This is a genomic window from Nocardia rosealba, assembly GCF_020216065.1.
Lineage (GTDB): Bacteria > Actinomycetota > Actinomycetes > Mycobacteriales > Mycobacteriaceae > Nocardia > Nocardia rosealba.
In genome coordinates this window covers 1,126,647-1,140,280 of the sequence record NZ_JAIWNA010000001.1, presented here as the reverse complement: position 1 = coordinate 1,140,280, position 13,634 = coordinate 1,126,647, and the positions used below count along the sequence as shown (strand labels likewise).

Annotated in this window: 13 protein-coding genes; 8 read left to right on the top strand and 5 right to left on the bottom strand. The window is 67.9% G+C overall.

Annotated features, from left to right (window positions below; all coding sequences use genetic code 11):
• Positions 1–15 precede the first annotated feature (15 nt).
• The 3 genes from recQ to LDL21_RS05145 form a co-directional block, all read right to left on the bottom strand.
• A complete protein-coding gene (gene recQ, locus LDL21_RS05155; protein ID WP_372462138.1) occupies positions 16–2,013 on the bottom strand; it encodes a DNA helicase RecQ in 1,998 nt (665 codons plus the stop codon).
• A 97-nt stretch (positions 2,014–2,110) separates the two neighbouring features.
• A complete protein-coding gene (gene hisN, locus LDL21_RS05150) occupies positions 2,111–2,896 on the bottom strand; it encodes a histidinol-phosphatase (RefSeq protein ID WP_225278977.1) in 786 nt (261 codons plus the stop codon).
• A gap of 824 nt (positions 2,897–3,720) precedes the next feature.
• Complete coding sequence (locus LDL21_RS05145; protein WP_225278976.1) at positions 3,721–4,305, bottom strand: NADPH-dependent FMN reductase; 585 nt, start codon at positions 4,303–4,305, stop codon at positions 3,721–3,723.
• Between the two features lie 145 nt (positions 4,306–4,450).
• Here LDL21_RS05145 and LDL21_RS05140 point away from each other — a divergent pair, with 145 nt between their 5' ends.
• The 6 genes from LDL21_RS05140 to ftsX all read left to right on the top strand — a co-directional run bounded on the left by LDL21_RS05140 (position 4,451) and on the right by ftsX (position 9,256).
• Positions 4,451–5,308: a helix-turn-helix transcriptional regulator gene (locus LDL21_RS05140; protein ID WP_225278975.1), complete on the top strand. Its 858-nt coding sequence runs from the start codon at positions 4,451–4,453 to the stop codon at positions 5,306–5,308.
• Between the two features lie 54 nt (positions 5,309–5,362).
• Complete coding sequence (gene prfB / locus LDL21_RS05135; protein ID WP_067491755.1) at positions 5,363–6,481, top strand: peptide chain release factor 2; 1,119 nt, start codon at positions 5,363–5,365, stop codon at positions 6,479–6,481.
• Positions 6,482–6,609: 128 nt separating this feature from the next.
• Entirely contained in the window at positions 6,610–7,467 is an 858-nt protein-coding gene (locus LDL21_RS05130) for a mechanosensitive ion channel family protein (protein ID WP_225278974.1), read from the top strand.
• Positions 7,454–7,603: an Rv3103c transmembrane domain-containing protein gene (locus tag LDL21_RS05125; RefSeq protein ID WP_157102088.1), complete on the top strand. Its 150-nt coding sequence runs from the start codon at positions 7,454–7,456 to the stop codon at positions 7,601–7,603. Before LDL21_RS05130 ends, LDL21_RS05125 begins: the two co-directional genes overlap by 14 nt.
• Positions 7,604–7,673: 70 nt before the next feature.
• The gene (gene ftsE / locus LDL21_RS05120; RefSeq protein ID WP_210740346.1) at positions 7,674–8,354 is read left to right on the top strand and encodes a cell division ATP-binding protein FtsE; all 681 of its coding nucleotides are present in this window, start codon (positions 7,674–7,676) and stop codon (positions 8,352–8,354) included.
• On the top strand, positions 8,354–9,256 hold the full coding sequence (ftsX, locus tag LDL21_RS05115) for a permease-like cell division protein FtsX (protein ID WP_067491644.1): 903 nt from the start codon (positions 8,354–8,356) through the stop codon (positions 9,254–9,256). Before ftsE ends, ftsX begins: the two co-directional genes overlap by 1 nt.
• A 74-nt stretch (positions 9,257–9,330) precedes the next feature.
• On the opposite strand, the gene LDL21_RS05110 is transcribed toward ftsX, so the two are convergent.
• Positions 9,331–9,711 (bottom strand): MerR family transcriptional regulator, encoded by a 381-nt coding sequence (locus LDL21_RS05110; protein WP_225278973.1) that lies wholly within the window; start codon positions 9,709–9,711, stop codon positions 9,331–9,333.
• Positions 9,712–9,771: 60 nt separating this feature from the next.
• On the opposite strand from LDL21_RS05110, the gene LDL21_RS05105 reads away from it, so the two are divergent.
• On the top strand, positions 9,772–10,533 hold the full coding sequence (locus LDL21_RS05105) for an alpha/beta fold hydrolase (RefSeq protein ID WP_225278972.1): 762 nt from the start codon (positions 9,772–9,774) through the stop codon (positions 10,531–10,533).
• 78 nt (positions 10,534–10,611) lie between these two features.
• Here the strand turns inward: LDL21_RS05105 and LDL21_RS05100 are convergent, their stop codons facing one another.
• The gene (locus LDL21_RS05100) at positions 10,612–12,096 is read right to left on the bottom strand and encodes a glycosyltransferase family 39 protein (RefSeq protein WP_225278971.1); all 1,485 of its coding nucleotides are present in this window, start codon (positions 12,094–12,096) and stop codon (positions 10,612–10,614) included.
• A gap of 127 nt (positions 12,097–12,223) precedes the next feature.
• On the opposite strand from LDL21_RS05100, the gene LDL21_RS05095 reads away from it, so the two are divergent.
• A complete protein-coding gene (locus tag LDL21_RS05095) occupies positions 12,224–13,621 on the top strand; it encodes an acyl-CoA dehydrogenase family protein (protein ID WP_372462137.1) in 1,398 nt (465 codons plus the stop codon).
• Positions 13,622–13,634 lie beyond the last annotated feature (13 nt).

The window sequence follows — 13,634 nt, the reverse complement described above, 5'->3', positions numbered from 1 at the left end:
CGAGTTCCCTTTCCGCTAGTCGCCCGCCAGCGTGGCCAGCACCCCCTCCCCGTACCGGGCCAGCTTGTTCTCACCGACCCCGGCGACGGTGCCGAGAGCGGCGAGGTCGCCGGGTTTGCGGGCCGCGATCTCGCGCAGGGTCGCGTCGTGGAACACCACGTAGGCGGGCACACCCTGTTCCTTGGCGGTGGCCGCGCGCCAGGCCCGAAGACGTTCGAACAGTGGCACATCGGCGGCGGGCAGGTCGGCCGCGGCCTTCGCCGCCTTCGGAGCGCGCGCGGGCCGGGTGGGACGTTCGGGCTCGCGACGCAACGCCACCTTGCGGCCCTCGAAGAGCACTTCGTTGCCCACGTCGGTGAGGGCGAGGACGCCGTATTCCCCCTGTACCGCAAGGAAACCGCCGGCCAGCAGCTGACGGACCACCCCGCGCCACTCGGTGTCGCGCAGGTCGGTGCCGATACCGAAGACGGTGAGTTCGTGGTGGCGGTGCTGGGTGATCTTCGGGTTGGTCTTGCCGAGCAGGATGTCGACGAGGTGACCGGCGCCGAAGGCTTGTCCGCGTTCACGTTTGAGCCGCAGCACCGTGGAGAGCAGTTTCTGCGCGGGGACGGTGCCGTCCCAGGTTTCGGGTGGGTTCAGGCACACATCGCAGTTGCCGCAGCCCTGTCCGGTCGGCTGCTGACCGAAATAGTTCAGCAGTTGCGCGCGTCGGCAATTGACCGTCTCGCACAGGGCGAGCATCGCGTCCAGGTGTAGTTGCAGTTGCCTGCGGTGGGCGGCGTCGCCTTCGCTCGAGTCGATCATCTTGCGCTGCTGCACCACATCGGCCAGCCCGTAGACCATCCACGCCGTCGACGGCAGACCGTCGCGGCCCGCGCGGCCCGTCTCCTGGTAGTAGCCCTCCACCGATTTCGGCAGGTCGAGGTGGGCGACGAACCGCACGTCGGGTTTGTCGATACCCATGCCGAAGGCGATGGTCGCCACCACGACCAGCCCGTCCTCACGCAGGAACCGAGCCTGGTTCTCCGCGCGCACACGGTTGTCCAGACCCGCGTGGTACGGCACCGCCCGCACACCGTTCTCGTTGAGCATGGCGGCGGTCTTCTCCACCGAGTTGCGCGAGAGGCAGTAGACGATGCCCGCGTCGCCGGGATGCTCGGTGCGGATGAACTCGAGCAGCTGCCGGTCGGGCCGGTTCTTACCCTCGATCCGGTACTGGATGTTGGGCCGGTCGAAGCTCGCGACGAACTGCTTCGCCTCACCCAGATCGAGTCGTTCGACGATCTCGGCGGCGGTTTTCGCGGTGGCGGTGGCGGTGAGCGCGATGCGCGGCACATCGGGCCAGCGCTCGTGCAGCAGCGACAGCGCGAGATAGTCCGGCCGGAAATCGTGGCCCCACTGCGACACACAGTGCGCCTCGTCGATGGCGAACAGGGCGACCGTGCCGCGATCGAGCAGCCGCAGCGTTGATTCCAGGCGCAGGCGTTCCGGCGCCAGATACAGCAGGTCCAGTTCGCCCGTCACGAACTGCGCCTCCACCATGCGGCGCTGATCGGGCGACTGGGTGGAGTTGAGGAACCCGGCCCGCACCCCGAGGGCACTCAGCGCGTCGACCTGGTCCTGCATCAGCGCGATCAGCGGTGAGACGACGACACCGACACCGGGGCGGACCAGCGAGGGCACCTGGTAACACAGTGATTTGCCGCCGCCGGTAGGCATCAGGACGAGCGCATCACCGCCGCCGATGACCTGCTCGACGATGGCGGCCTGGTCACCACGGAAGCTGTCGTAGCCGAAGACCCGGCGTAAGACCTCGTCGGCCGTCTCACCGCGTGCGGGAGCCGCCGCCCGGCCCGGGATGGCGGGGGCGAGGTCGTCGAAGTGGAAGCCGCCGGTGTCGTCGAAATCGTGTTCGGAGACGTAACCGCCGCCCGACGAGTAGGGATCGTCGGGCGGGAAGTCTTCCGGAGGGAAGTCGTCGGCATCGGGGGCTGTGGCGCCGGAATTGCTCACCGGGCCATCCTACGATCGAGCGCCGGGACCGCAGCCCCTCCACCGACCCCGATCATGGCCACGACCGGGATCTGCTCACATGTGGATAACTCGCTTCTCACGCCCGCAAACGGGCAAGGACCTCGGAGTGCAGGGAGCCATTGGTCGCCACCGCGTCGCCGCCGTGCGGACCGGGGCGCCCGTCCAGGGAGGTGAACGTGCCGCCCGCCTCGCGGACCAGGATGTCGAGGGCCGCCAGGTCCCACAGCGAGACCTCCGGTTCGGCGGCGATATCCACCGCCCCCTCCGCCACCAGGCAATAGTTGAAGAAGTCGCCGTACCCCCGCACCCGCCACACCTCGTCGGTGAGGTCGATGAACTTCTCCCGCAGCCCGCGTTCATGCCAGCCCGACAGCGAGGAGAACGCCAAACTCGCCGAGTCCAGCTCGCCCACCGCCGACACCGTGATGGGTTTCGGAGCACCAGGATGAACCTGAGCCCACGCGCCCGAGCCCGCCGCCGCCCACCAGCGGCGACCGAGTGCGGGTGCGCTGACCACACCGACCACCGGGACACCGTCCTCGAGCAGGGCGATCAGGCTGGCCCACACGGGAACGCCACGAACGAAGTTCTTGGTCCCGTCGATCGGGTCGACCACCCACTGCCTCCCGGTGAACTCGGCATCGCCGCCGAACTCCTCGCCGAGCACGGCATCGTCCGGGCGTTCGGTACTCAGCACCCGGCGGATCACCTGCTCCACCGCGAGGTCGGCATCCGAGACAGGGGTGAGATCCGGTTTCGAGTCGACCTTCAGGTCCACGGCGCCGAAGCGCTCCTTGGAGATGGCGTCGGCCTCGTCGGCCAATCGAAGAGCAAGGTCCAGGTCAGCGGAGTAGGCAGCCACGAGGGGAGTTTATGGCGAGCCCCAACCCCAACTCGAATGGGATTCCCCGAGTCCACCACCAACCACACTCCCGCCCACACGGCACCACCCGAGTCCACCGCCTACCGCACGCCCAGCCCGCGCCACTACTCGAGTCCACCGCCTACCGCACGCCCAGCCCGCGCCACTACTCGAGTCCACCGCCTACCGCACACCCAGCCCACGGCACCACTCGAGTCCGCACCTACCGCACACCCGGCCCGCGTGGCACTACTCCAGTCCATCGCCTACCGCACCGCCAGCCCAAACTGCACCGCCCGAGTCCGCCACCTACCGCACTCCCCAACCCACGTGGCACCACTCGAGTCGACCACCTACCGCACTCCCAACCCACGTGGCACCGCCCAAGTCCGCCACCTACCGCACTCCCCAGCCCACGTGGCACCACTCGAGTCGGCCACCTACCGCGCTCCCAACCCACGTGGCACCGCCCGAGTCCGCCACCTACCGCACTCCCAGCCAAAGTGGCACTACTCGAGTCCGCCATGACCGCACTCCCAGCCCCCACGACCCGACCTCGAGGAGGGTCCGCCGCGAAGCGGCGTAGCGGCCCGGCCGCGCGAACAGCGCTCGAAGCGCATGCGCCGCAGGCGCGAGTCTCGAGCGCTGTTCGCGCGGCCCCTCAGGGGCCGCGCTCGGGCGCGCCAGCGCTCCAAAAACACAGCCCAATACTCCCGTGGTGCACAAAACACCGCAGTAGTTCCGCACGGCGGGGAGTACGGCAGGTAGCAAACTCGAGCAGCGCCATGCAGCTGAGCACCCGTCAGACCACGCTCCCCCACAGATCAAGCAGAAACCGCCACGGATCGCGCACCCGCCAATGCCGTCGCCCACCAAAACAGTTGATCGAGCATCGCTTTCGCCGCAGCCTCGAACCCCTCGGGCTCACGCAGCCGACCATCCTCGTCGAACAGCAGGTAATACCGAGGGAACGACACATAATCCCGAACAGTATGTGCGTTGAGTTCGTTGAAAACCTGACGCAGATGTTCGATGGCGAGCACACCACCGGTCCCCCCGCTGTACCCGACGAACCCGATCGTCTTGCGATCCCACTGAGTGAAGTGCCAGTCGATAGCAGTCTTCAGCGCCGACGGATAACTCCGGTTGTACTCGGGCGTCAGAACAACATAAGCGTCGGCAGCAGCAAGCCGATCGGACAACGCCACCATCCCCGACGGCCGCTCGGGATCAGGATCCATCGCAGGCGGAACCGCAGGCAGTTCAGCCGGAAGATCGAATTCGGCCAGATCGATCACATCGACATCGAACCGATCATCGACCTGCGCGGCGAACCACTCGGCAACCACAGGCCCGAACCGCCCGTCGCGGACGCTGCCGATGATGATCGCGAGTTTCAATGCGGACACGGTGTGCTCCTCGAATTCGTCGGTGCCGGCCCGATCGGCCGGTGCAACCCAATGTCGTCGCTCGTCGGCCTGTCAGGGAGACCACGCTGAGAGTGGTAGTGGCACGGCCACTCTCACCGGCGCGAGGCTCGGTACCGTCGGTCCGGTGAGCGACAACGAACTCGGTCTGTTCCTGCGCACCAAGCGTGAGTCGGTCTCCCCCGCGGAGGTCGGCCTGCCGACGGGTACGCGCAGGCGGACACCCGGCCTGCGCCGCGCCGAGGTGGCGATGCTGTCGGGTGTGAGCGTGGAGTACCTGATCCGGCTCGAGCAGGGACGCGACCGGCACCCCTCGCCGCCGGTGCTGTCGGCGCTGGCCGAGACGCTGCGGTTGACCCCGCGCGAACGGGTGCATCTGCATCAGCTCACCAAGGGCATGTCCGGTTTCAGTTGCGGAGCGACCGAGAACGGACCCAACCGCACGGTGCGCCCCACTGTCCGCGCGATCCTCGACCAGCTCGAACCCGCACCCGCCGCGATCACCAACCGCTTCACCGAGGTCCTCGCCTGCACCGAGGGCTACCGCAGGCTGATGGGTCCGAGCGGCCTGTTCGACCAGGGCGAACCAGCCAATATCGCGCGATTCGTCTTCACCCATCCGGGTGCGCGCGACCTCTACCCGGATTGGGACCAGGCGGCCGACAAGCTGGTGGCGTCGCTGAAACAGGGCCCGTTCCGCGCCGATCCCATGGTCGCCGCACTGGTCGACGAACTCACCGTCACCGCGGGCTCCGCCTTCACCGACCGGCTCGCGCGCCTGCCCGGCCTGCCGCCCTCGGGCGGGATCAACCGGATCAGCCATCCCGAGACCGGTGAGCTGCGGCTGGCGTACGAATCGCTCGATCTGTCCATCGACGACGATCAGCAGCTCTACGTTCTGCTGCCCGCCGACGCGGCGAGCGCCGCCGCCCTGGACGACCTCGTCGGCCGCCGCCCGGGTGGTCTGCGCGCCGTCGCGGGCTGACGTGGTGGTACGCGTGTTTCGCCGTGTCGGTGCCGACCGGTAACCTTGGACATCGTGCATCCTGACGTTATCGCCGACCTCGCCGAACTCGACACCACGCTCAAGACGGTCGAGTCGGTCCTCGATGTCGAGGAGCTGCGCCGCCGCATCGATGAACTCGAGCACCAGGCCGCCGATCCCGAACTGTGGAACAACCAGGAGCACGCCCAGCAGGTGACCAGCGAGCTGTCGCATGCCCAGAGCGAACTGCGCCGGGTGGAAGACCTGCGCCAGCGGCTCGAGGACATGCCGGTGCTCTACGAACTCGCCGAGGCCGAAGAGGGCGCCGCCGCCACCGAGGCCCTCGCCGACGCCGACGCCGAACGGGCGTCGCTGCGCGAGGACATCGAGGCGATGGAAGTGCGCACCCTGCTCTCGGGCGAGTACGACAAGCGCGACGCACTGGTCAACATCCGTTCCGGTGCGGGCGGTGTGGACGCCGCCGACTGGGCGATGATGCTGATGCGGATGTACATCCGCTGGGCGGAGCGGCACAAGTACAGCGTGGAGGTCTACGACACCTCCTACGCCGAGGAAGCCGGCATCAAGAGCGCCACCTTCGCGGTGAAGTCGCCGTACGCCTACGGCACGCTGTCGGTCGAGATGGGCACCCACCGCCTGGTGCGGATCAGCCCGTTCGACAACCAGGGCCGCCGCCAGACCTCCTTCGCCGAGGTCGAGGTGCTGCCCGTGGTGGAGACCACCGACCACATCGAGATCCCGGACGGCGACATCCGGGTGGACGTGTACCGCTCCTCGGGTCCCGGTGGACAGAGCGTCAACACCACCGACTCGGCGGTTCGCCTGACCCACATCCCCACCGGCATCGTGGTGACCTGCCAGAACGAGAAGTCGCAGCTGCAGAACAAGATCTCGGCCATGCGCGTGCTGCAGGCCAAGCTGCTCGAGCGCAAGCGCCAGGAGGAGCGGGCCCAGATGGACGCGCTCAAGACCAACGAGGGCGCCTCGTGGGGCAACCAGATGCGCTCCTACGTGCTGCATCCGTACCAGATGGTCAAGGATCTGCGCACCAACTACGAGGTCAACAACCCCTCGGCGGTGCTCGACGGTGACATCGACGGCTTCATCGAATCCGGAATCCGTTGGCGCATGCGCGAACAGGCCGACGCATAGCCAGCGGTTCGCTCGCCGATGGTGTCGTTGTTCACGTTTGACGACGCGCCGTGACCGGCCTGTAACCTTTCTGGTGTGTGTTCGAACGGACCGGAACTGTGCCTGCGCGCGCCCCACGGGGCGACGCGATGAACGCTGTGCTCGCGATGAACGGCGGTACGGAGATCACCGCCTGGCTGCGTTCCAGCGGCCTGGAGATCGTCCTACTAGTCGTCGGCGCGATGCTGTTCGGTCGGTTCGCGGCGTTCGTGCGCGACCGGGTGACCACCAAGATCGATGCCTCGTTCCACTCGAGCGACGCCCTTGTCCGCACCGAGGCGGCCAAGCACCGGCACGCGCTCGCCCAGGTCATCACCTGGGTGGTGCTGACCATCGTGTATGTGCTGGTCGGCATGGAAGTGCTTCGGCGGCTGGGCTTTTCGGTGACCGGGCTCGTCGCGCCCGCGGCGGTGCTCGGCGCGGCGCTCGGTTTCGGCGCCCAGCGCATCGTGCAGGACATCCTCGCCGGGTTCTTCCTCATCACCGAACGCCAATACGGCTTCGGTGACGTGGTGCAGATCGCGGTCACCGGCTCGGCCGACCCCGCCGAGGGCACCGTCGAGGACGTGACCCTGCGCATCACCACGCTGCGCAATGCCGACGGCGAGGTGATCACCATTCCCAACGGCCAGATCGTGAAGGTGACCAACCTGTCCAAGGACTGGGCGCGCGCCGCGATCGATGTGCCGGTGTCGGCCCAAGCCGACATCAACAAGATCAACGAGGTGCTGCACGAGGTGTGCACCAAGGCCTATCAGGACGCCCGCCTGAAACCGCTGTTGCTCGACGAGCCTTCGGTGATGGGCGTGGAGGATCTGTCGCTCGACGAGATGAACATTCGGATGGTTGCCCGCACATTGCCAGGCAAACAATTCGAGGTGGGGCGTGAGCTGCGCGTGCGTGTGGCCGCCGCCCTGCGTAAGGAAGGAATCAGTGAAACCGCGTAAGTCCACGGCGATCTTGATCGCCACCTGGGTATCGACCTTCGTCGTCTACCTGTTCGTGAAGCCGGCCGACGGCACGACCACCGAGCCGGTGACCCTGATCAATTCCGTCCCGTCCTGGGTGAATCCCACCCAGTAGCGCCCCGCCGACGTCGTCGGGGCACCCGTCACGAGCAGCCCGCTGGCTACACTGGCTCCTCGTGATCACCATGCGCAACGTTTCCAAGTCGTACAAAACGTCGACGCGGCCGGCGCTGGACAACGTCTCCGTCGAGGTGGACAAGGGCGAGTTCGTTTTCATCATCGGCCCGTCCGGTTCCGGCAAGTCGACGTTCATGCGGCTGCTGCTCAAGGAGGAGGCGCCGACCTCCGGGGAGATCCGGGTGGCCGATTTCCGGGTCGACCGGTTACCCGGCCGCAAGGTGCCGAAGTTGCGCCAGCGCATCGGGTGCGTGTTCCAGGATTTCCGGCTGTTGCAGCAGAAGACGGTGGAGCAGAACGTGGCGTTCGCGCTGGAGGTGATCGGCAAGCGCCGTCAGTTCATCGAGCGCACCGTGCCGGAGGTGCTCGACATGGTCGGGCTCGGCGGCAAGGGCAATCGGTTGCCCTCGGAGCTGTCCGGTGGTGAGCAGCAGCGTGTGGCGATCGCGCGCGCGTTCGTCAACCGGCCGCTGGTGCTGCTCGCCGACGAGCCGACCGGCAACCTCGACCCCGAGACCAGCGCCGACATCATGGCGTTGCTGGAGCGGATCAACCGGGTGGGCACCACGGTGCTGATGGCTACCCACGACAATCACATCGTCGACGCGATGCGCAGGCGGGTGGTGGAACTCGACCACGGCAGACTCGTGCGCGACGAGGCGACCGGTGTCTACGGGGTGGGGCGATAATGCGACTGAGTTTCCTGTTCACCGAGGTCGCCGACGGTCTGCGCCGCAACCTGACGATGACCGTCGCGATGATCCTGACCACCGCGGTGTCGCTGATGATGCTCGGCGGCGGCATGCTGTCGGTGCGGATGGCCGACAAGACCGAGAACTTCTTCATCGGCCGCCTCGAGGTGCGCTTCTATCTCGACGACTCGGTGTCGGAGACCGATCCCGACTGCGCCGCCGAGCCGTGCAAGTCCCTGCTGGCCGACATGAAGCAGACCTCCGGGGTGGAGAGTGTGCAGTTCCTCAACCGCGCCGACGCACTCGAGGAGGCCAAGAAGCTGTTCGAGGACCAGCCGGAGATGGTGCAGTACATCGCCGACTCTCCCCTGCCCGCCTCGCTGCGGGTGAAGATGACCGACGCCGACCAGTACCAGCACATCTACGACGCGTTCGCGACGCGGGAGGGCGTGCGGATCGTCGCCAACGACAAGGAGTTCGTCGACCGGCTGGTGAGCCTGTTCGACGGCTTGCGCAATGCCGCGTTCGGGCTGGCGCTCGTGATGGCGTTGGCCGCGATGCTGCTGGTGCTCAACATGGTGCAGATCGCGGCGTTCACCCGGCGCACAGAAGTCGGCATCATGCGCCTGGTCGGCGCGACGCGCTGGTATACGCAGCTACCGTTCCTGCTCGAGGCGGTGGCGGCCGCCTTCGTGGGTTCGGTGCTGGCGGTCCTCGGCCTGGTGATCGCGCGTCCGCTGGTGATCGACCGGGCGCTGGGCCCGCTGTTCGACAGCAATGTGTTCCCGCGCATCACCGGTGACGACATCGCGGTGGTCGCCCTGACCATCGCGCCCGTCGGCATCGTCTTCGCCGCCGTAACCGCCTATCTCACGCTGCGGTTCTACGTGCGCGAATGAGTTCGGCCCGCTCTGGTCGGTGACGCCGGCCAGCTCGACGCAGTGACCGCTCCCGGTGGTGACGGCGGCGGCATCTACCGGCTCACACCGGGGATCGGTGCGCCGCTGCCGGCGAGACTCGCGTCGAGCTGGGCGGCGAGGTGTGCACGCTGACGGTCGAGGTCGGCGATGCGGCGGTCCAGCTCGGCCGTCCGATCGGCCATGATGCGCACCGACTTCTCGCAGGCCTGGACCGGCCCGTCGTGCTCGGCGCACGGGAGCAGGTCGGCGATCTCGTCGGTATTCAGGCCCGCCGCCAGCAGATCCCGGATACGGGCGACCCTGGCGACCGCTGCCTCGGGATAGCTGCGATAGCCGTTGCTGTCGCGGCGCGGATGCAGCAGACCTTGTTCCTCGTAGTAGCGCAGCAGCCGGGTGGCGACCCCGGTGCGCTGCGCGAGTTCGCCGATCAGCATGTGATCACCGGCACGTTCGGCTTGACCTTCACACCCATGTCAATCCCTAACGTCGCCGTCATGACGACAATTCCGCTGCACACCACCGTTCACGGCTCCGGCCCCGGCATCGTGCTCGCCCACGGCGCGGGCGGCGGCATCGAGAGCAACTTCGGCCCCGTGATCCCCGCGCTCGCCGCCGGTCACACCGTGGTCGCCTCGGACTATCCGGGCGACGACACCCCGTTGACCCTCGACGCCCTCGCCGACGCGCTCGTCGCGGCCGCCGTAGACGCGGGGGTCGAGACGTTCACCATCGTCGGGTTCTCCCTCGGCACCGCGGTGGCCGTGCGTGCCGCCGCCCGCCATCCCGAGCGGGTCACCGGGCTGCTGCTCACCGCGGGGTTGGCCACACCCGACCACCGCGCCCGTCTGGCCGTGCAGGCCTGGCAGGATCTGCTCGACCGGGACGCTCGCGAGGCCTTCGCACGCTTGGTCCTGCTCACCGGGTTTTCCACCGATTTCGTGAACGGTCTACCGACCGGCACGGTCGACGATGTCGTCCGCCAGACCGCCGCCGCGATCCCCGGCGGGACCCGCGCACAGGCCGCCCTCGTCGAAACCGTCGATACGACAGCAGATCTCGCCGCCATCGCAGTGCCGACCCTCGTCGTCGCGACCACCGCCGACCTGCTCGTCGATCCGGCCGACTCACGAGCCCTTGCCGCCGCGATCCCCGGCGCCGAGTACGCGGAGATCGCGGCCGGGCATGTGGTGATGGTCGAGCGACCCGAGGAGTGGCAGAAGGTGCTGACCGACTTCCTCGACCGGCACGGGCTCTGAAGGTCCCTGCGGCAGCGGAGTCGGCACGACCGCCAGATGACGTGGGCGCCGACGCCTGCCCGCGACAGCGAGATCGGGTCAGCCGAGAGTCCGCAACTCCGGCCAGACCTGCGACCAGGGTCGAATCGGGTTGCGGCAGAGGAACAATGGTTCACCCTGTTCGTCGTTGTCGATTCCGAGGCCGTTGTCGAGGGCGCCTCGGGGTTCGATGCTCGCGCAGAGCCCGGTGAGCCGCTCGCGGTCGATACCCACGGTGAGGACCACCGTGATCGAATCGGGTGGCGGTCCCCACCACCAGTAGGCGTTGTGACCGGAATACGGTGTGGGCAGGCCATATTCGTGACCGAAGTGCTCGATAGCGCCTGCTTCGCCGTAGTTGGCGGTGAGGATCGAAGCACCCGGCGGACGGGTGGCGGCGATCTGTTCGACGTATCGAGACCAGCCGATGGTTTCGCCCGCGTCGTAGTTGACGGCGAGAACAGGTGACGACGGGATCGCCTCGATCGGCAGCACCGGTAGGAACAGCGACGCGGACATGACAGCGTTGAGCGCGATCACGGAAGCTGCTGCGAGCCAGCGCTTCCCGGCCCGCCCGAGCCACCCGGCAAGGCCGACCGATCCGGCCGCGAGCAACACCGGATACATCCCACCGAGGTAGTACGCCTTGCCACCGGTCACGAGGAAGAGCACGAACAACACCGCGTAGGTCAGCGGAAACGCGCGGTAGCGCGAATGCCACAACCGCCACAACCCGTAGACCCACAGCGGAACCAGCAGCGGACCGAACAACCCGAACTGCAAGAGCACGAACATGATCGGCGAATCCGAGGTCCCCGACGAACCGCCCGCGATGGCCCGGCTCAGCTCCCATTGCGGCCATCCGTTGCGCGCCTGCCACCACAGATAGGGCAGCGCCGTCACCACCGCGATGCCGACGGCGCACGGAAAGTACTTCGTGGTGAACACCTTTCGCTGCCCAGTCAGCAGCAACGCCACCACCAGCACCGCCACCGGTGCGATCAACAGCACCTTGTTCAACAATCCGACGCCGACGAGCACGCCGATCAGCAACCACCAGCGCGGATCGCCAGTCCACGTCGTCTCGCGGTCGACCGGTGCGCTCGACACCACCACCATCGGCGACGCGCCCTCCGGTGCCCGCAGCAGTTTCAGCACGAGCAGGCACACCAGCGACCACACAGCGAGGTCGAACACGGTCGTGGTGAGCAAGTGCCCGACGCCCTGCACCAGCGCCGCGCTCGCCACCGCCCCACCGGCGAGCACCCGCGCACCACGCCCACCGCCGAGCGCGCCCGCCATCGCACCGGCACACACGACCACCACCGCCGCGGCGACGACCGACGGCAGCCGCAACACCCACAGCGCGTCGGGGTCGACCGCCGACATCACCCGCGCGAGCAGCGGCACGAGCGGCGGTTGATCCGGATAACCCCACGCCAGCCGCCTACCCGCCGCGAGGAAGTACAGCTCGTCGCGGTGATAGCCGTAGCGGCCCGAGGTCACCAGCAGGACGAGCGCGAACACCGATACGAGGACGCGCACCTGTGCAGCGTGACAGAATCCGGCGATTTCCCGGTTCTTCCTTGCGCTTCTTACTCCGGAGTAAGATAGTCTTACCGGAGAGTAAGATAGTGGGGCCACGGAGCGTCCCGACAGCCGAGGAAATCAGGTGATGATGAGCACTCGAGACAGCGCGACGAAGCGACGTCCGAACGACACGTCCGCGGTCGGCCTCAACCAGCCCAAACGGGACTGGATGGGCGCTGCGATGCGCGCGTTGACGACGGTGACCGGGTCGGAGTTCGCCGGCAAGTACAAGCTGCGCAAGCCCATCGAACGCATCACCTACGAGGGCACCAAGACCGGGTTCCGGACCCTTGGCGCGGCGACCCGCACCTTCGGCAAGGTCACCGGCGGCGGCGAACCCAAGCGGCTACCCGACAACGAGGCCAAGACCAAGGACTACTTCGACCTCACCCCCACCGACGACCAGAAGATGATCGTCGAGACGGTGAAGGATTTCGCCGGTGAGATCCTGCGCCCGGCCGCCTACGAAGCTGACGCGGCCGCCAAGGCGCCGCGCGATCTGCTCGATCGCGCCGCCGAACTCGGCATCACCCTGATCAATGTGCCCGAGGAGCTCGAGGGTGCGGCCGCCGAGCGCGGCGCGGTCACCAATTCGCTGGTGGCCGAGGCCCTCGCCTACGGCGACATGGGGCTCGCGCTGCCGATTCTCGCGCCGAGCGGTGTGGCGGTCGCGCTGTCGCAGTGGGGCACCGACGCCCAGCAGCGCACCTACCTGCCCGCCTTCACCGGCGAGAACGTGCCGCAGGCCTCGGTGGTCATCAGCGAGCCGCGCGCCCTGTTCGACCCGTTCGCCCTGCAGACCAAGGCCACCCGCTCCCCCAGCGGCTACCGCCTCAACGGCGTGAAGAGCCTGGTCCCGGCGGCCGCCGACGCCGAATTGTTCCTGGTGGCGGCCGAGCTCGACGGACGCCCGGCGCTGTTCATCGTCGAGTCCGACGCGGCGGGCCTGGTGGTGGAGGCCGACCCGAGCATGGGTCTGCGCGCCGCCGGTCTGGGTCGGCTGATCCTGGACAACGTCGCGGTCGGTACCGACGCGATCCTCGGCGACGGTGACGCCGCCGCCCGGGCCGCCGAGTACGCCGACGCCGTGCAGCTGGCCCGCCTCGGCTGGGCCTCGCTCGCGGTCGGCACCGGTCAGGCCGTGCTCGACTACGTGATCCCCTACGTCAACGAGCGTGAGGCGTTCGGCGAGCCGATCTCGCACCGCCAGGCGGTGGCGTTCATGGTCGCCAATATCGCGATCGAGCTCGACGGTCTGCGCCTGGTCACCCTGCGCGGTGCCTCGCGCGCGGAGCAGGGCCTGTCGTTCGCCCGTGAGGCGGCGCTGGCGCGCAAGCTCGCCACCGACAAGGGCATGCAGATCGGCCTCGACGGTGTGCAGCTGCTCGGCGGCCACGGCTTCACCAAGGAGCACCCGGTCGAGCGCTGGTATCGCGATCTTCGTGCCATCGGCGTCGCCGAGGGCATCGTGCTGGTGTAGCGGCCGCTTTTCT